General features: G+C 42.0%; 18 protein-coding genes. All 18 read left to right on the top strand.

The genetic code is table 11. The features are described from left to right. The first annotated feature begins 70 nt into the window (after positions 1-70). The gene (locus tag GOM47_RS03095) at positions 71-1,165 is read left to right on the top strand and encodes a cystathionine gamma-synthase (RefSeq protein ID WP_235081029.1); all 1,095 of its coding nucleotides are present in this window, start codon (positions 71-73) and stop codon (positions 1,163-1,165) included. A gap of 7 nt (positions 1,166-1,172) precedes the next feature. Then, on the top strand, positions 1,173-2,339 hold the full coding sequence (locus tag GOM47_RS03100) for a MalY/PatB family protein (RefSeq protein WP_235081030.1): 1,167 nt from the start codon (positions 1,173-1,175) through the stop codon (positions 2,337-2,339). A 92-nt stretch (positions 2,340-2,431) separates the two neighbouring features. Then, positions 2,432-5,527: a DEAD/DEAH box helicase gene (locus GOM47_RS03105; protein WP_235081031.1), complete on the top strand. Its 3,096-nt coding sequence runs from the start codon at positions 2,432-2,434 to the stop codon at positions 5,525-5,527. 47 nt (positions 5,528-5,574) lie between these two features. Further along, positions 5,575-6,186 carry a cystathionine gamma-synthase gene (locus tag GOM47_RS03110; protein WP_235081032.1) on the top strand — a complete coding sequence of 204 codons (612 nt, stop codon included), beginning with the start codon at positions 5,575-5,577 and terminating at the stop codon, positions 6,184-6,186. A gap of 11 nt (positions 6,187-6,197) precedes the next feature. After that, complete coding sequence (gene murC / locus GOM47_RS03115) at positions 6,198-7,532, top strand: UDP-N-acetylmuramate--L-alanine ligase (protein ID WP_235081033.1); 1,335 nt, start codon at positions 6,198-6,200, stop codon at positions 7,530-7,532. A gap of 10 nt (positions 7,533-7,542) precedes the next feature. After that, positions 7,543-8,010, top strand: a complete 468-nt coding sequence (locus GOM47_RS03120; protein ID WP_235081034.1) for a GNAT family N-acetyltransferase — start codon at positions 7,543-7,545, stop codon at positions 8,008-8,010. Continuing rightward, positions 8,007-8,495, top strand: coding sequence for a GNAT family N-acetyltransferase (locus GOM47_RS03125; protein WP_235081035.1), 489 nt, complete (start codon positions 8,007-8,009; stop codon positions 8,493-8,495). The genes GOM47_RS03120 and GOM47_RS03125 overlap by 4 nt, the downstream gene beginning before the upstream one ends. A gap of 62 nt (positions 8,496-8,557) precedes the next feature. Further along, positions 8,558-10,258, top strand: coding sequence for an endolytic transglycosylase MltG (mltG, locus tag GOM47_RS03130; protein WP_235081036.1), 1,701 nt, complete (start codon positions 8,558-8,560; stop codon positions 10,256-10,258). A gap of 62 nt (positions 10,259-10,320) precedes the next feature. Beyond that, complete coding sequence (gene greA, locus GOM47_RS03135; protein ID WP_235081037.1) at positions 10,321-10,803, top strand: transcription elongation factor GreA; 483 nt, start codon at positions 10,321-10,323, stop codon at positions 10,801-10,803. Positions 10,804-10,880: 77 nt separating this feature from the next. Further along, entirely contained in the window at positions 10,881-12,245 is a 1,365-nt protein-coding gene (locus GOM47_RS03140; protein ID WP_235081038.1) for an amino acid permease, read from the top strand. A 99-nt stretch (positions 12,246-12,344) separates the two neighbouring features. Next, complete coding sequence (locus GOM47_RS03145; protein WP_009730376.1) at positions 12,345-12,755, top strand: GNAT family N-acetyltransferase; 411 nt, start codon at positions 12,345-12,347, stop codon at positions 12,753-12,755. A 59-nt stretch (positions 12,756-12,814) separates the two neighbouring features. Beyond that, positions 12,815-13,411, top strand: a complete 597-nt coding sequence (locus GOM47_RS03150; protein ID WP_235081039.1) for an HAD family hydrolase — start codon at positions 12,815-12,817, stop codon at positions 13,409-13,411. Positions 13,412-13,558: 147 nt separating this feature from the next. Continuing rightward, positions 13,559-13,768 carry a helix-turn-helix transcriptional regulator gene (locus tag GOM47_RS03155; protein WP_038805946.1) on the top strand — a complete coding sequence of 70 codons (210 nt, stop codon included), beginning with the start codon at positions 13,559-13,561 and terminating at the stop codon, positions 13,766-13,768. Then, on the top strand, positions 13,758-14,231 hold the full coding sequence (locus tag GOM47_RS03160) for a DUF6773 family protein (protein WP_235081040.1): 474 nt from the start codon (positions 13,758-13,760) through the stop codon (positions 14,229-14,231). The genes GOM47_RS03155 and GOM47_RS03160 overlap by 11 nt, the downstream gene beginning before the upstream one ends. Next, complete coding sequence (locus GOM47_RS03165; protein ID WP_235081041.1) at positions 14,221-14,709, top strand: DUF6773 family protein; 489 nt, start codon at positions 14,221-14,223, stop codon at positions 14,707-14,709. Before GOM47_RS03160 ends, GOM47_RS03165 begins: the two co-directional genes overlap by 11 nt. Positions 14,710-14,825: 116 nt before the next feature. Continuing rightward, a complete protein-coding gene (locus GOM47_RS03170; RefSeq protein ID WP_235081042.1) occupies positions 14,826-16,286 on the top strand; it encodes a nicotinate phosphoribosyltransferase in 1,461 nt (486 codons plus the stop codon). Next, a complete protein-coding gene (nadE, locus tag GOM47_RS03175) occupies positions 16,283-17,107 on the top strand; it encodes an ammonia-dependent NAD(+) synthetase (protein WP_235081043.1) in 825 nt (274 codons plus the stop codon). Before GOM47_RS03170 ends, nadE begins: the two co-directional genes overlap by 4 nt. Positions 17,108-17,213: 106 nt before the next feature. After that, a complete protein-coding gene (locus tag GOM47_RS03180; protein ID WP_235081044.1) occupies positions 17,214-17,765 on the top strand; it encodes a GNAT family N-acetyltransferase in 552 nt (183 codons plus the stop codon). The last annotated feature ends 113 nt before the right edge of the window (positions 17,766-17,878 follow it).

Consider the following 17,878-nt stretch of genomic DNA (forward strand, 5'->3'; position numbering starts at 1 on the left):
TCTTGAAAACAAGAAAATGAGTTGGTGAAAATAAATGATACAATAGTTACTATAGATTTGGAGGTATTGTATGAGCAAAGAACTACACATCAACACAATTTTAGCCCAGGCGGGGATCAAGTCAGATAAGGCGACAGGTGCCTTGGTGACGCCGCTTCATTTTTCAACCACTTATCAGCATCCAGAGTTCGGTCAGTCTACGGGATTTGACTATACCCGTACTAAAAACCCAACTCGCAGTAAGGCGGAGGAGGTCTTGGCGGCAATCGAATCAGCAGACTATGCTCTAGCAACGAGCTCAGGTATGGCGGCGATTGTACTGGCTTTTAGTGTTTTTCCAGTAGGAAGTAAAGTCTTGGCTGTGCGCGATCTGTATGGGGGTTCTTTCCGTTGGTTTAACCAAGTCGAGCAAGATGGCCGGTTCCATTTTAACTATGCCAATACTGAAGCAGAGTTGATTGCTGAGTTAGAAAAGGATGTGGATGTTCTCTATATCGAAACACCAACCAATCCGTTGATGTTGGAATTTGATATTGCAAAACTAGCCAAACTAGCTCATGCCAAGGGTGCCAAGGTAGTGGTAGACAATACCTTCTACAGCCCGATTTACCAACGTCCGATTGAAGAAGGTGCGGATATTGTTCTTCATTCAGCAACCAAGTATCTAGCAGGGCACAATGATGTCTTGGCTGGGGTGGTTGTGACTAATAGTTTAGAACTATATGAACAACTTTTCTATAATCTCAATACGACAGGTGCGGTCTTGTCACCATTTGATAGTTATCAGTTGATTCGTGGTCTTAAAACTCTACCTCTTCGTATGGAGCGTTCTACAGCCAATGCCCAAGAAGTGGTTGCCTTTTTGAAGGCTTCATCTGCTGTCAAGGAAGTGCTCTATACTGGACGTGGGGGTATGATTTCCTTTAAAGTAGTGGATGAAAAGCGTATTCCTCATATTTTAAATAGCTTAAAGGTTTTCTCATTTGCTGAGAGTTTGGGTGGGGTAGAGAGTCTGATCACCTATCCGACGACGCAGACCCATGCGGATATTCCAGCAGAAGTGCGCCATTCTTATGGATTGACAGATGATCTTTTGCGTTTGTCTATTGGGATTGAGGATGCTAGAGATTTGATTGCGGACTTGCGCCAAGCTTTGGAGGGATAAGATAGATATGGGAAAATATGATTTTACAAGCCTGCCCAATCGTTTTGGGCATCATACCTATAAATGGAAAGAAGCGGAAACTGATCGAGAACTTCTACCAGCCTGGATAGCAGATATGGACTTTGCGGTCTTGCCTGAGGTTCAACAAGCAGTACAAGCCTACGCAGATCAGTTGGTCTATGGCTATACCTATGCTAGCGATGCTTTGATTGAGTCGGTTCAAGAATGGGAAGCCAGCCAACACGGTTATCACTTTGACAAGGATGCTCTCGTCTTTATCGAAGGAGTGGTGCCAGCTATTTCAATAGCTATTCAAGCCTTTACAAAAGAAGGTGAGGCTGTTCTGATTAATACACCGGTCTATCCACCTTTTGCTCGCAGTGTCAAGTTGAATAATCGTAGATTGATTACTAATTCTTTGGTGGAAAAGGATGGTCTGTTTGAGATTGACTTTGACCGGTTGGAGAAGGATATGGTGGGAGAGGATGTGAAGCTTTATATCCTCTGCAATCCTCACAATCCTGGTGGACGTGTGTGGGAAAAGGAAGTGTTGGAAAAGATCGGAAATCTCTGCCAAAAACACGGTGTTTTGTTGGTTTCGGATGAGATTCACCAAGATTTGGCCCTCTTTGGTCACAAACACCAGTCTTTTAATACCGTAAATCCAGACTTCAAAAACTTTGCTCTTGTTTTGAGCAGTGCTACCAAGACTTTTAATATTGCTGGGACCAAGAATTCCTATGCTGTCATTGAAAATCCCAAGCTTCGTGTGGCTTTCCAAAAACGCCAGTTGGCCAATAACCAACATGAAATCTCAGGCTTGGGTTATTTGGCGACAGAAGCTGCCTACCGTTATGGTAAGGACTGGTTAGGAGAGTTAAAGGAAGTCATCGAGGACCACATTAACTATGTAGTGGATGTTTTGGGCAACGAAACCAAGATTAAGGTCATGAAACCACAAGGAACTTACTTGATTTGGCTTGATTTTTCAGCCTATGACCTAACGGATGACCGCTTGCAAGAGCTTTTGAAGAATGAAGCCAAGGTTATCTTGAACCGAGGTTTAGACTTTGGGGAGGAAGGAAGCCTTCATGCTCGCCTCAATGTAGCTATGCCGAAGTCAGTACTAGAAGAGGTTTGTCAACGCATCGTGACCACTTTTGCTACACTTTAAAAATCGAGCCTTCTAGGAGAAAAGTCTTCCTAGAAGGCTATTTTCGTAGCGGAAAATGTGGTATAATGAAAAGATAAGATAAAGGGGTAACTATGGCTAAATTGATTCCAGGAAAGTTGCGCATGGAGGGGGTTGTACTCTATGAGAAGGGCAAGATTGAGATTATCAAGGAAAAAGGGAATCGCCTCTATACTCGTGTAGCTGGAGAAGACTTGCGCTACAGTTTAGAGGATGATCTGGTTTTTTGTGCTTGCGATTTTTTCCAAAAAAGAGGTTACTGTGTTCATCTCGCAGCGCTCGAGCATTATCTGAAGAATGATGAAGAAGGCCAGGTGATTTTACAAGCCTTAGAAAAAGGACATGAAGAGCAAGAAGAGGTCGAAACCAAGGTTAGTTTTGGTGGTAGTTTTTTGGAGCGTATCCAACCTCAGAAGAGAGAGAAAATCTACACTTTGTCGGCTCTAGGCCAGGTGGAAGCTGGGACCAATCGCCTCCTTTGGACACTCCGAATCGGTTTAGTTGATAGTCAAAAATATTATGTCATTCGTGACATCCCTCTCTTTTTGAAGGTCTTGGTCCATCGAAAGCCATATATGATTGGGAAACACTATGAAAATGACTTGTCTTGGGATGCTTTTGATACAGCTAGTCAAGAAGTTCTTACTTTTTTATGTGGCTTGATTGAGGAGGGACTGAGTCAAGAGCTCTTTTTCCCCAATCAAGGTCGTCACCTCTTTTTCCCTCTGACCTTTTTTGAGCAGGGAGTGGAGTTGCTGATGAACTTGGAAGATTTTCATTTTGAGCACCAGATTACTAGTTATGAAAATCTTCTCTTTCATGATTTAGATCCAGAAGCAAACCTTTTCTCTTTTTCCGTGCAGGAGTATCCCGATTATTTTGAGATGGAAATTTCTGAGACTGAGCGAGTCAACGTATTCTATGGGGGAGCGGTTCTCTTTCGTAAGGGGAATCTTTATCTCTTAAACCCTAAACAAATCAGCCTACTAAAGGAAATCAAGGAGCTTCCTCAGGAGGAAAGAGGGAGAAAATGCCTCCAGTTTGACAACAGTGATCGTGACCGTCTGGCTGCCTGTCTGCCTTTGTTTGGACAGCTTGGCACAGTTTCTGCTCCTGAGCGCTTGCAAATCAGACCCTTCTCACCAATCTTTTACTTTGATAGGGAGGATGACGGCCGCATCCGTTTGGATATCCAGTTTGACTATGGAGATGTTAAGGTAACTAGTCGTCAACAGCTGGAACAATTACCATTTTCAAGCGATGCCGTCTTGGAAAATCAGCTATTTCAAGTCTGTTTAGGAGCTGGTTTTGAGGCTGATTTTCAGTCTTGGAGACAGGCTTTGAAGCCAGAGGCAGTTTATTCTTTCTTTCATCGTACGATTCCAGCTTTTGAGAAGTTGGGTCAGGTTTTCTTGTCTGATGAAATGAATCAGCTCTACAGCGTCCAAGCTCCTCAGGTTCAGATTGAGTCCAAGGGAGGACTGTTGGAGATTCAGTTTGATTTCCAAGGGATTGCCCAAGAAGAGATTGATCAAGCTCTTAAAGCCCTGACCAGCAATCAGGATTTCTATATCAGTTCTTCTGACCAAGTGTACTTTTTTGATGAGGAAACCAAGCAGATTAGTCAAAATTTGCAGGAACTGGGGGTTGAGCTAAAAGATGGTTCTTTTCAGGCTCGGAAATCCCTAGCTTACAGTTTGTCTCAGTTGTTTGAAGGTCGAGACAGGATTTCCTTCTCGGAAGAATTTCAGCATTTAGCTCATGATTTGACCCATCCAGAGGATTTTCCTCTGGGAGATATACGGGTGCAGGCGAGTTTGAGAGACTATCAGGAAAAGGGTGTCCGTTGGCTCCAGATGCTTCATCACTATGGCTTTGGTGGCATCCTAGCCGATGATATGGGACTGGGAAAAACATTGCAAACTATCGCTTTTTTGACCAGTCAGGTGACCGAAGATAGTCGGATCTTGATTTTAGCGCCGTCAGGTTTAATCTACAACTGGGCAGATGAATTCAGGAAATTTGCCCCACGGTTGGATTTGGCTGTCGTTCATGGTTTGAAAGCGAATCGAGAAGCGATTCTTTCTGAAAATCACCAAATCTATGTGACTAGCTATGCAACCTTTCGTCAAGACAGCGAGCTTTATCAAGAGATGGCTTTTGATTTTCTCTTCTTAGATGAAGCCCAGGTCATGAAAAATGCCCAAACCAAGATTGCTCAGAGTTTGCGCCAGTTTGTGGTGCCAGCAGTTTTTGCTTTGTCAGGTACGCCCATCGAAAACCATTTAGGAGAGTTGTGGTCTATCTTCCAAATTGTGCTACCGGGGCTCTTACCAAGTAAAAAGGAGTTTATGAAATTACCGGCTGACCGAGTCGCGCAGTTTATCAAGCCTTTCGTCATGAGGCGTAAGAAAGAAGAAGTCCTTACAGAACTACCTGACCTGATCGAAGTCGTCTATAAAAATGAACTGGAAGACCAACAGAAGGCTATCTATCTAGCCCAGTTGCAACAGATGCGAGACCGCCTAGCGCAAGTGACCGATCAAGAATTCCAGAGAAGTCGGGTAGAAATCTTATCTGGACTCATGCGTTTGCGTCAAATCTGCGATACGCCAGCTCTCTTCATGGACGATTACCAGGGAGCTAGTGGTAAACTCGATAGTCTCCGAGATTTATTGCTACAAGTGGCTGATGGTGGGCATCGGGTCTTGATTTTCTCTCAGTTCAAAGGAATGTTGGAAAAAATCGAGCAAGAACTCCCAGACTTGGGCTTGACCTCCTTCAAAATCACAGGTTCAACTCCTGCTCATGACAGACAGGAGATGACCAAGGCCTTTAACCAAGGAGAAAGAGATGCCTTTCTCATCTCTCTAAAGGCAGGTGGTGTCGGTCTTAATCTAACGGGTGCTGATACCGTCATCCTAGTTGACCTCTGGTGGAATCCTGCGGTTGAGGCACAAGCTATCGGACGAGCCCATCGTATGGGACAGGAGCAGAAGGTAGAAGTTTATCGTTTGATTACCAAGGGGACTATTGAAGAAAAAATTCAGGAACTTCAAGAACAGAAAAAACATTTGGTTTCCCAAGTTTTAGATGGTACAGAGTCGCGTGCGAGCCTCAGTCTGGCAGAAATTCGTGAAATTTTGGGAATTTCTGAAGCCAGCACTTGAAAAATCAAGACAATACGCTATAATGAAGTGTTGAAAGGAAATACAAAATGAAACAAGATCGATTTCCATTGGTGTCAGATGACGAGATCATGCTGACCGAAATGCCAGTCATGGACTTGTATGATGAGTCTGACTTTATCAGCAATATCAAAGGCGATTACCGCGATAAAAATCATTTAGAATGGTCTCCTATCAATGAAGAAGAAACCGTAGTTTCTCCAGTGGTTAGCAAAAAGCTAGAACCAGCTCCAGAACCTAAAAAAGTTGAAAAAACGTATGCTGAATTGGCTCGAGAAGAGGCGCGTGCGGACTTGAAGAAGAAACGTTCAGCCAAGTATTTGACTCAGGATGTTAGTCATACCAGACGACACAATGGTTCAACACTTGTTCGTCAAGGAAACCAACCAACAGCGCCATTTCAAAAGGAAAATCCAGGTGAATTTGCCAAATTCAGCAAAAACTTGAGCCAGTCTCACTATATCTTAGCTGAGGAGGTTGGTCAAGTGGCGAATCCAACTCCGAAAACCCAAACGGAAAAAGCTAAAAAGAACAACTACGATTTTCTAAAGAAGAGTCAAATCTATAATAAAAAGAATAAGCAAACAGAACAGGAACGTCAGGTTGCCCAAGAGTTGAATCTGACAAGAATTACTGAGTAGGGGAGAAAAGCATGTCAAAAACATATCATTTTATTGGAATCAAGGGATCAGGGATGAGTGCCTTGGCCTTGATGTTGCACCAAATGGGACACAAGGTTCAAGGTTCGGACGTTGAAAAATACTACTTTACTCAACGTGGACTAGAGCAGGCAGGGATTGCCATTCTTCCTTTTGATGAAAAGAACCTACAAGGTGATGTGGAGATTATCGCGGGAAACGCCTTCCGTCCAGATAACAACGTTGAAATCGCCTATGCGGACCAAAATGGCATCAGCTATAAACGTTATCACGAATTCCTCGGTAGCTTTATGCGCGACTTTGTCAGCATGGGGGTTGCAGGAGCGCATGGTAAGACATCAACGACTGGGATGCTGTCTCACGTTTTGTCTCACATCACAGACACTAGCTTCTTGATTGGGGATGGAACGGGTCGAGGTTCTGAAAATGCGAAGTATTTTGTTTTTGAATCAGACGAATATGAGCGCCATTTCATGCCTTACCACCCAGAATACTCTATTATCACCAACATTGACTTTGACCATCCAGACTACTTTACAAGTCTAGAGGATGTTTTCAATGCCTTTAACGACTATGCCAAACAAATTAGTAAAGGTTTGTTTGTTTACGGTGAGGATGCTGAGTTGCGTAAGATTACAGCCAATGCGCCAATCTATTACTATGGTTTTGAAGCTGAAAGCAATGACTTTGTAGCTAGTGATCTCCTTCGTTCTACGACTGGATCAACCTTCACCGTTCATTTCCGTGGACAAGAATTGGGTCAATTCCACATTCCAACTTTTGGTCGTCACAATATTATGAATGCGACAGCTGTTATTGGTCTTCTTTACACAGCTGGATTTGATTTGAACTTGGTCCGTGAACACTTGAAAACTTTTGCAGGTGTTAAGCGTCGTTTCACTGAGAAAATCGTTAATGATACAGTGATCATTGATGACTTTGCCCACCATCCAACAGAAATCATTGCGACCTTGGATGCAGCTCGTCAAAAATACCCAAGCAAGGAAATCGTGGCAGTCTTCCAACCGCATACCTTTACAAGAACCATTGCCTTGTTGGACGAATTTGCCCATGCATTGAATCAAGCAGACGCCGTCTACCTAGCGCAAATCTATGGATCGGCCCGTGAAGTGGACCATGGTGATGTCAAAGTAGAAGACTTAGCCAATAAAATCAGCAAGAAACACCAGGTTATCACTGTTGAAAATGTTTCTCCACTCCTAGACCATGACAATGCTGTTTACGTCTTTATGGGTGCGGGAGACATCCAAACCTATGAGTATTCATTTGAACGTCTTTTGTCTAACCTGACAAGCAATGTCCAATAAGGAAAGCCAGATGGAAATTCCAATCACTATAAGGCAAGCTACCTTATCAGATTTAGAAGAAATGTTGGCGATTGAAGAAGCCAATCCTACATCAGAAGAGGCATTTAGTCGCCAATCCTTAGAAGAGAGTATCCGCAAGACTGCGGGTACCTTTCTTGTAGCTGGGGATGAAAATCAGCTCCTAGGCTATATTTTAGGAGAATCTCAGTATCTTCATCCCAAATGGATAGAAATAAAATCATTGACCATTCATCCTGACCATTGGGGACAGGGTCTGGGAACTCTTCTTCTTGCAGCCTTGAAACAGGTGACAGTCGAACTAGATTATCAAGGTATTCTTTTGCAGAGTCCTGATGAACTACTATCTTATTTTGAAATGAATGGCTTTGTTGAAGAAGAAGTGACAGGGAGTCAATATGACAGTGGTTCTGAATGGTATCTGACTTGGGGCAATCCCTTTTATCAGGAGGAAATATGAAAATCAGACAAGCGAGATTTTCAGATTTAGATCGGATTATAGAGATAGAGCTAGAGAATTTCTCCCTTGAAGAAGCTATTCCTCGTTCCGTCTTTGAGGCGCACTTGCGGGAAATTCAGACCAGTTTTCTGGTAGCTGAAAAAGAGGGGCGTATTCTTGGTTATATCGAAGGTCCGGTCGTCCCACATCGTCATCTACAAGATCAGTCCTTTACAGAAGAAATAAAAGACTATAGCTATCGACCTGGAGGCTATATCTCTGTGACTTGTCTCTCCATAGCTAAGGAGGCACAAGCTTTGGGCGTGGGGAAAAGACTGTTAAGGGCTCTGAAAGAAGTCGCTTTAGAACATGAACGAGAAGGCATTAACCTGACTTGTCATGATTATCTTATCTCATATTACGAGAAACATGGTTTTGTCAATGAAGGACTATCCCACTCTACCTATGCAGGTGAGACCTGGTATAACATGGTTTGGAAGCCTTGAAAACAAGAAATATAGTTGTAGAAAGGTATATTTTGTTGCTTTTCTGCGACTTTTAAGATATAATGTTATGGATTGCCAACAAGGAGGTAAAGCTTTTGAGCGAGAAATCAAGAGAAGAAGAAACATTAAGCTTTAAAGAACAGATTTTACGCGATTTAGAGAGAGTCAGAGAGAGAGAAAGAAGAGAGAAAGAAGATGAAAGTCCGATCACCCCAACTCCATCTTCTCAAGTAACTCCACCCGCTCCTTCTGAACAAGAACCAAATCTTGCCACAGAAGGTTTAATGGTAGACTCTCTGTCAACTGTGGATGAAATTCTTAAAAATGCCCCAAGTGTGCCACCACGCCCAAGTTTTGAATCAAGCGAAGTGACAGCACTAGAACCAGAAGAGTCAAAACTAGAAGAGCCTGCACCAGCCAAGATTGATGCTGTAGAGCCTAAAAAGGAAGACAAAGAGTTTAACACTACTCCAACTAAAGTGGCTGTTTCCTATAAAACAGATGACAAAAAAGAAGAACCAGTCCCTCCTGTTGTGGAGAATGTAGTGCCTGCTCCAGTTGAGCAAGTTGATAACCTAGCGGATGCTCCACGACGCAGTCGTCGTGAAGGAACAAAGCCAGCTAAGAAAAAGAAAAAATCAAAGGCTAAAGGCTGTTTGCTAACTTTCCTAGTTCTCCTAGTGCTCGTAGGTATTGGTGGCTTCTTTGGTTATGGGTACGTTCAAGAATCCTTGAAACCTGTTGATGCGAGCTCTAAGGATTATGTAACGGTTCAAATCCCAGAAGGTTCAAATATTCAAGAAATTGGGAGCACTTTGGAAAAATCTGGTTTGGTAAAACATGGACTCATCTTTAGTTTGTATGCCAAGTATAAGAACTATTCTGACTTAAAATCAGGTTATTACAACTTGAAGAAGAGCATGAGTACGGATGAATTGATCCAAGAATTGCAAAAAGGTGGAACTCCTGAACCTCAAGAACCAGCTCTTGCAAGCCTGACAATTCCAGAAGGATATACATTAGAGCAAATCGCTCAAACAGTAGGACAACTTCAAGGTGAATTTAAAGAACCTCTTACTGCGGATGCTTTCTTGGCAAAAGCTCAAGATGAGACCTTTATCTCTCAAGTAGTAGCCAAGTATCCAAACTTGCTTGGAAGTCTCCCCACAAAAGACAGTGGCGTTCGTTATCGCCTAGAGGGTTACCTTTTCCCAGCAACTTATACCATCAAAGAAAGCACTACAGTTGAAAGTTTGATTGATGAGATGTTAGCTGCTATGGATAAGGCCTTGTCACCATATTACGCTACGATCAAAGAAAAGAATCTGACTGTCAATGAATTGCTCAGTATCGCTTCTCTTGTTGAAAAAGAAGGGGCCAAGACGGAAGACCGCAAGAAGATTGCCGGTGTCTTCTATAACCGCCTAAATCTCGGTATGCCACTTCAAAGTAATATCGCTATCCTGTATGCCCAAGGCAAGCTTGGTCAAAAGATTAGTCTAGCAGATGACGCTGGAATTGATACAACGATTGATTCACCATACAATGTTTACACACACCTTGGCCTCATGCCTGGACCAGTAGACAGTCCAAGTTTGGATGCGATTGAAGCAAGTGTAAATCAAACAAAGAGTGAGTACTTGTACTTTGTAGCCAATGTCGAAGATGGTAAAGTATACTTTGCAACGACCAAAGAAGAACATGATCAAAACGTTGCAGAACACATCAATAGCAAATTAACACAATCAAGTAGTTCAAACTAAATTATGTGGTTTTCCACATAATTTTGTTTTAAAAACAAATTAAGAAAAGAAAGTTGAGAAAAATGGCAGAAAAAACTTACCCAATGACCCTTGAAGAAAAGGAAAAACTAGAAAAAGAATTAGAGGAGTTGAAACTCGTTCGTCGTCCTGAAGTGGTAGAACGTATCAAAATTGCTCGTTCATACGGAGACCTTTCAGAGAACAGCGAGTACGAAGCAGCTAAGGATGAGCAAGCTTTTGTTGAAGGACAAATTTCAAGTCTAGAAACAAAAATCCGCTATGCTGAAATCGTTAATAGCGATGCAGTTGCCCAAGATGAAGTGGCTATCGGTAAGACTGTAACGATCCAAGAAATCGGGGAAGATGACGAAGAAGTCTATATCATCGTCGGTTCTGCAGGTGCAGATGCTTTTGCTGGTAAGGTTTCAAATGAGAGCCCAATTGGACAAGCCTTGATCGGCAAAAAGACAGGTGATACAGTGACCATCGAAACACCAGTTGGTAGCTATGATGTCAAAATCTTAAAGGTTGAAAAAACAGCCTAAATAGAATGAAAAAGGAGTAGTAGAGGCTTTGACTTGCTCAACTCCTTTTTGGTTTTTTGAATAAAATAGGAGACTATATGAGTGAAAATAAGAAAAAAAATAAGATGGAGCGTGGATTAACCAATCGCCATGTTCAGGTAATGGCTATTGCGGGAACAATCGGAACAGGTCTTTTCCTAGGTGCTGGTCGCTCTATCAGCCTGACAGGCCCTTCTATCATCCTGATTTATATGATTACAGGAGCCTTTATGTTTTTGATGATGAGGGCTGTTGGGGAGATGCTGTATCAGGATCCAGAACAACATACCTTTATCAACTTTATCACCCGTCATTTGGGTAAAGGTTGGGGCTATTTCTCGGCTTGGTCTTATTGGTTGTCTGTCGTCTTTATCGGTATGGCAGAAATCACTGCGATTTCGCATTATGTTCAGTTTTGGTTTCCTAGCTGGCCTAGTTGGTTGATTCAGATTGTCTTTTTAACGATTTTGGCCTTGGTCAATCTGATTGCGGTTAAGCTCTTTGGAGAAGTCGAGTTTTGGTTTGCTATGGTTAAGATTGTGGCTATTTTAGCTATGATTGCAACAGGAGTCTTTATGGTCTTGACAGGATTTGAAACACCATATGGTGCTGCAAGTCTGGCAAATATCAGCAATCAATTCTCTCTTTTCCCAAATGGAGTCATGAACTTTGTCATGGCCTTTCAAATGGTATTTTTTGCCTATCTGATGATTGAATTTATCGGAGTGACAACCTCTGAAACGAAGAATCCTCGTCAGGTTTTGCCAAAAGCAGTTAAAGAAATTCCTCTCCGAATTGTCTTCTTCTATGGTGGAGCTCTATTAGCCATTATGTCTATTATTCCCTGGAGAGAACTTGCTTCTTCAGATTCTCCATTTGTAACGGTCTTTGAACTGGCAGGGATCAAGTGGGCAGCGGCTCTAATCAACTTTGTTGTCTTGACCTCAGCAGCGTCTGCGCTTAACTCAACCCTCTATTCAACAGGGCGACACCTCTACCAGATTGCTCATGATTCACCCAATCGCTTCCTAAAAGCGATCAAGGCAGATACTCTCTCTCGCCATAATGTTCCACAAAATGCTATTATTGCTTCAGCAATCTTGATTGCTCTGGCTGCCTTTATCAATGTTTTGCCAGGTGTTTCCGATGCCTTTGCTTTGATTACGGCGTCTTCATCAGGTGTTTACATCGCGATTTATATCTTGATCATGGTGGCTCATCTCAAATACCGCAAGTCACAAGACTTCATGGCGGATGGCTACCTCATGCCCCATTATCGTTTTCTAAATCCTTTAACCATGCTCTTCTTTATCTTTGTCTTTGTAACCCTCTTTTTACAAGAATCTACCTTTATGGGAGCAATTGGTTCAGCTATCTGGATTATCGGTTTCGGAATTTATAGCCAGTGGAAATTTAGAAAATAACTCATGAACTCATCAACTCTGCTTGGTGAGTTTTTTCTAGTTTGACAGTCTATTGAAATAAGATTATAATCAAGCTGTAACAGTTCGAAGGAGGTTTGGATGCACTTTAGATTGGAAAATAAGGAATCGCATAAAGCGCAAGAAATAGGAAATCTGATTCGTTCTTATAATCGTTCCAAAAGAGAAGAGGCTGAAAGCGAGCCACTGAATCTTTATGTTGAAGACGAAAAGGGTAATCTCTTGGCAGGCTTAGTAGCAGAGACTTTCGGAAATTGGTTGGAAATCGAGTATTTGTTTGTGAAAGAGGAATTGCGAGAACAGGGAATCGGTTCAAAACTATTGCAACAGGCAGAAAGTGAAGCTAAGAATCGAAACTGTCGTTTTGCTTTCGTCAATACTTACCAGTTTCAGGCGCCAGATTTTTATAAAAGGCATGGCTACAAGGAAGTCTTTACCTTGCAAGACTATCCCTATACAGGACAAAGATACTATTACCAAAAGGATTTGTAAGCTTAATATGAAAGTATAAAGCAAAGAGGAAATCTTCACATCACTATGGAGGTGGGCTAATGGATATCATACTAGATATGGGTAACGTTTTATTAGAATGGAACAAAGATAAGATTTTGCAAGGTGTTTCGGATACGAAGGAAGAATATTTGATTTTAGATAAGGCCATTTTTCAGTCGGGGCTTTGGGAAAGATTAGATCTTGGAACCATGACGAGAGAAGAGTTGGTGCTTAAAGTTGTGTCAATGATTGGCAGGACCTATCAAAAGAAGGTTGAAGAGGTTATCTGGAACTGGCCTAGCTACATTGACATTTATAGGGAAGTCTTTCCTGTCTTGTCAGAACTAAAGAAAAAGGGGCATCGCATCTTTGTCTTGTCCAATACCTCAAAGGTATTTTATGACTTGCTGGAAGAGCAACTATCTCCCTTAAAAGAACTTTTAGATGGCTTTGTCTTATCCTGTGATATAAAAGCTATAAAGACTGATTTGGTAATGTTTAAGGAGATTCTCGATAAATACCAGCTAGATCCTACAAATTGTGTCTTTCTAGACGATATTGAGGACAATACAAACGCAGCTCAGAAATTGGGCATCAAGGCCCATCAGGTCAAGAAAAGAAGTGATGTCGTTGATATTTTGAAATCCTATATTTAAAGGCAACACTCTCTATTTTTTGTGGTAGAGAGTTTTTTTGTTAATAAAATCTTACAAAATGACATTTATATATTGCATTAAGTTAGATATATGGTATAATGTTTTTAAAAGAAGCGCAACTTTTTAAGAATGTGAAGGAGGACGCTAGTGGCTAAAAATTTAAAGTTAAAATTAGCTCGGGTGGAGCGTGATTTAACACAAGGGGATTTGGCAGAAGCTGTGGGCGTTACTAGGCAGACTATAGGCTTGATTGAAGCTGGGAAATACAATCCGAGTCTCTCCCTCTGCCAGTCCATTTGCAGATGCTTAGGAAAAACATTAGACCAACTATTTTGGGAGGAAGAAGATGAAGAATAGAAAAAAACTTGTGATCAAAGATGAACGTACGGAAAAATTGGATGGAAAGATTTCAGGAGAAATTCTTTTGGGAATGTGCCTATTTTTGGCACTGGAAATTTTTGCCAAAGTTTATATTTTTAATTTAACGCTTCTATCCTATTTACCAGAATTACTTTTATTGATTGGAGTAGGTTTGTATGCCATTATTCGCCGCATGTATGTAGGAATTGATATTCGAGATATTGTTGAGAATACTGGAAAAGAAAGAATTTTATCTGCTTTGGGATTTTCTATAGTGATTTTATTGATTGATATCGTAGGCAATCGCGAGGAACTGGTCAGTCTATTGACTTGGAAGTACTCCCTAAAAGTGGTTCTAGCAGTTATCATCTATCTAGTTGGGAGTTATTCTATGGATAGAGTTATCCTATACTTGAATCGCAGAAATCAGCAAGTTTGGGAGGAAGAAGATGAAAAATAGAGTTTTTTATTATCAATTGTTAGACGAAAGGGAAGAGCAACTGATTAACAAAGCTGGGACAGAGTCTTTTCATGTGTTTATCGGGCTCATTCTGCTAAGTTATTTGGTGGCAGTATTAGCACCTGCTCTTTTTAATCCTAATATTCTTCTAGTTACCCTTCTTTTGGGAATTTTCTTCTTTTTCAATCGTGCACGACAACTTGGAGTGACCTACTATAGTCGTTTTCATTTTACGATTGTAGGGTGTTTGCTGGTAACTCTCGCTATTACGACTCTCTTGATGTTGCAAAATTATCAATTCAATGTCGAAATTTATCAGCACAATCCTCTGAACGTTAAATACTTGTCTGCTTGGGTCATTACTTATCTGATTTACCTTCCTTGGGTTTTTATCGGCAATCTTGGGCTTAAAAGTTATGGCGAATGGGCTCAAAAAAAGTTTGAGCAAGATATGGATGAACTTGAGAATGGAGAATAGCTTGTTAGCTTTTTATCAATCTCGGTAAAATGTGTTATAATAGTACTAATTTATCGGACGGTGTGAAAGTGGTAGAATACGTTCATACCTTTGTAAAGTAGGAAGAAGGAAAACAGATGTATCCAGATGATAGTTTGACATTGCACACGGACTTGTACCAGATTAACATGATGCAAGTTTACTTTGACCAAGGAATTCACAATAAGAAGGCGGTTTTTGAGGTTTACTTCCGCCAGCAACCGTTTAATAACGGCTATGCGGTTTTTGCTGGTTTGGAAAGAATTGTACATTATCTTGAAGACTTACGCTTTTCAGATAGCGATATTGCCTACTTGGAGACGCTTGGGTATCATGGAGAATTCTTGGATTACCTACGAAATCTCAAGTTAGAACTAACGGTTCGTTCTGCTCAGGAAGGGGACTTGGTTTTTGCTAATGAGCCGATTGTGCAGGTTGAAGGACCTCTAGCCCAATGTCAATTGGTCGAAACGGCTCTCTTAAACATCGTTAACTTTCAAACCTTGATAGCAACCAAGGCAGCACGTATTCGTTCGGTCATTGAGGATGAACCCTTGATGGAGTTCGGGACACGTCGTGCGCAAGAAATGGATGCAGCTATCTGGGGAACACGCGCAGCCGTGATTGGTGGCGCCAATGGAACCAGCAACGTGCGAGCAGGGAAGCTCTTTGGTATTCCAGTCCTAGGAACCCACGCCCATGCCTTGGTACAGGTTTATGGAAACGACTATGAGGCCTTTAAGGCCTATGCAGCGACCCATCGTGATTGTGTCTTTCTTGTGGATACCTATGACACTCTTCGTATCGGTGTGCCAGCTGCTATTCAGGTGGCGCGTGAACTGGGTGATCAGATTAACTTTATGGGTGTGCGGATTGACTCTGGGGATATTGCCTATATTTCCAAGAAAGTTCGTCAACAGTTGGATGAGGCTGGATATCCAGATGCTAAGATTTACGCTTCTAATGATCTTGATGAAAATACTATTCTCAACCTCAAGATGCAACACGCTAAAATTGATGTCTGGGGTGTTGGGACCAAGCTGATTACGGCTTATGACCAGCCTGCTCTTGGCGCAGTTTATAAGATTGTTGCTATTGAAGATGAAAATGGTAAGATGCGCAACACCATCAAGCTTTCAAGCAATGCTGAAAAAGTGTCGACGCCAGGTAAGAAGCAGGTATGGCGCATTACCAGTCGTGAAAAAGGCAAGTCAGAAGGTGACTACATCACCTATGATGGTGTGGATGTGAGTGGCATGACAGAAATCAAGATGTTCCATCCAACTTATACCTACATCAAAAAGACCGTTCGTAATTTTGATGCCGTTCCTCTCTTGGTGGATATCTTTAAAGAAGGGAAATTGGTTTACGATTTGCCTAGTTTGACTGAGATTCAGTCCTATGCTCGCAAAGAATTTGACAAGCTTTGGGATGAGTATAAACGGGTACTCAATCCGCAACACTATCCAGTGGACTTGGCGCGTGATATTTGGCAAGATAAGATGGATTTAATTGATAAGATGCGCAAAGAAGCCCTTGGTGAAGGAGAAGAAGAATGAGTTTGCAAGAGACCATTATCCAGCAACTGGGTGTCAAGCCAGTGATTGATGCCCAGGAAGAAATTCGTCGTTCGATTGATTTCTTAAAGAGATACTTGGAAAAACACCCCTTCCTTAAAACCTTTGTACTTGGAATTTCTGGAGGTCAGGACTCAACCTTAGCAGGGCGCTTGGCGCAATTAGCGATGGAAGAAATACGGGCAGAGACAGGAGATGACAGCTACCAATTTATCGCTGTCCGCCTGCCATACGGAGTGCAAGCAGATGAAGCAGATGCTCAAAAAGCTCTTGCTTTCATCCAGCCAGATATCAGCTTGGTTGTGAATATCAAGGAATCAGCTGATGCCATGACAGCTGCAGTCGAAGCGACAGGAAGCACTGTTTCAGACTTCAACAAGGGAAATATCAAGGCTCGTAGTCGTATGATTGCCCAATATGCCCTTGCGGGTGCCCATAGTGGAGCGGTCATTGGAACAGACCATGCTGCAGAAAATATCACAGGCTTTTTTACCAAGTTTGGTGACGGTGGTGCAGACATTCTCCCTCTTTACCGCCTCAATAAACGCCAAGGAAAACAACTCTTGAAGGAGCTTGGTGCAGACCCAGCCCTTTATGAAAAAATCCCAACAGCAGATTTGGAAGAAGAAAAACCAGGTATTGCAGACGAAGTAGCCTTGGGAGTCACTTATGAAGAGATTGATGACTACCTAGAAGGAAAAACAATCAGCCCAGAAGCCCAAGCGACTATCGAAAACTGGTGGCACAAAGGCCAACACAAACGCCACCTACCAATCACCGTCTTTGATCACTTTTGGGAGTAAAAAGGTCCTGTGGACCTTTTTACCCTGAGCCTAGAAATGAGAAAGCGAGGAAGGTCCGGGGGACCTTTTTAGCTTGAGCCTTAAGCTTAGAAAGCGAGGTAACATTATGAAAGCAATCGGTACGCAAATATTACAGACAGAACGTTTGATTTTGAGAAGATTTGTGGAGAGTGATGCGGAAGCCATGTTTCAAAATTGGGCTTCATCTGCTGAGAATCTGACCTATGTCACCTGGAATCCTCATCCTGATGTTGAGGTGACTCGGAACTCGATTCGAAATTGGGTTTCCTCCTATGAAAATCCCAACTATTACAAATGGGCTATTTGTCTCAAAGAAAACCCTGAGCAAGTGATAGGAGATATCAGCATCGTTGAAATGGATGAGATTGACTCTAGCTGTGAAATTGGCTATGTGCTAGGCAAGGAATACTGGGGCCGTGGTATGATGACAGAGGCCTTGAAAGCTGTGTTAGACTTTTGTTTTACTCAAGCAGGTTTTCAAAAAGTCAGAGCACGATATGCCAGTCTCAACCCAGCTTCAGGCCGTGTGATGGAAAAAGCGGGAATGTCTTATCTAAAAACCATTACCAATGGTGTGGAGAGAAAAGACTACGTCGCGGACCTTATTTATTACCAGATAAGTAGGGAAGACAGGTGATTTTCTTTTCTGTATCTATCAAAGTCAGACCTTGTCTGGCTTTTTTTGTGCCAGATTTCTGAATAAACTGATTAAATTCCTATTTTTCCCTATCATTGTCCCTGTTTTTTCTG

It is taken from the genome of Streptococcus oralis (assembly GCF_021497945.1).
Classification (GTDB): Bacteria; Bacillota; Bacilli; order Lactobacillales; family Streptococcaceae; genus Streptococcus; species Streptococcus oralis_BR.

Coding starts and splice junctions, on each gene's coding strand:
- GOM47_RS03095 (WP_235081029.1), top strand. CDS start 71: ATGAGCAAAGAACTACACATCAACACAATTTTAGCCCAGGCGGGGATC.
- GOM47_RS03100 (WP_235081030.1), top strand. CDS start 1,173: ATGGGAAAATATGATTTTACAAGCCTGCCCAATCGTTTTGGGCATCAT.
- GOM47_RS03105 (WP_235081031.1), top strand. CDS start 2,432: ATGGCTAAATTGATTCCAGGAAAGTTGCGCATGGAGGGGGTTGTACTC.
- GOM47_RS03110 (WP_235081032.1), top strand. CDS start 5,575: ATGAAACAAGATCGATTTCCATTGGTGTCAGATGACGAGATCATGCTG.
- murC (WP_235081033.1), top strand. CDS start 6,198: ATGTCAAAAACATATCATTTTATTGGAATCAAGGGATCAGGGATGAGT.
- GOM47_RS03120 (WP_235081034.1), top strand. CDS start 7,543: ATGGAAATTCCAATCACTATAAGGCAAGCTACCTTATCAGATTTAGAA.
- GOM47_RS03125 (WP_235081035.1), top strand. CDS start 8,007: ATGAAAATCAGACAAGCGAGATTTTCAGATTTAGATCGGATTATAGAG.
- mltG (WP_235081036.1), top strand. CDS start 8,558: ATGTTATGGATTGCCAACAAGGAGGTAAAGCTTTTGAGCGAGAAATCA.
- greA (WP_235081037.1), top strand. CDS start 10,321: ATGGCAGAAAAAACTTACCCAATGACCCTTGAAGAAAAGGAAAAACTA.
- GOM47_RS03140 (WP_235081038.1), top strand. CDS start 10,881: ATGAGTGAAAATAAGAAAAAAAATAAGATGGAGCGTGGATTAACCAAT.
- GOM47_RS03145 (WP_009730376.1), top strand. CDS start 12,345: ATGCACTTTAGATTGGAAAATAAGGAATCGCATAAAGCGCAAGAAATA.
- GOM47_RS03150 (WP_235081039.1), top strand. CDS start 12,815: ATGGATATCATACTAGATATGGGTAACGTTTTATTAGAATGGAACAAA.
- GOM47_RS03160 (WP_235081040.1), top strand. CDS start 13,758: ATGAAGAATAGAAAAAAACTTGTGATCAAAGATGAACGTACGGAAAAA.
- GOM47_RS03165 (WP_235081041.1), top strand. CDS start 14,221: ATGAAAAATAGAGTTTTTTATTATCAATTGTTAGACGAAAGGGAAGAG.
- GOM47_RS03170 (WP_235081042.1), top strand. CDS start 14,826: ATGTATCCAGATGATAGTTTGACATTGCACACGGACTTGTACCAGATT.
- nadE (WP_235081043.1), top strand. CDS start 16,283: ATGAGTTTGCAAGAGACCATTATCCAGCAACTGGGTGTCAAGCCAGTG.
- GOM47_RS03180 (WP_235081044.1), top strand. CDS start 17,214: ATGAAAGCAATCGGTACGCAAATATTACAGACAGAACGTTTGATTTTG.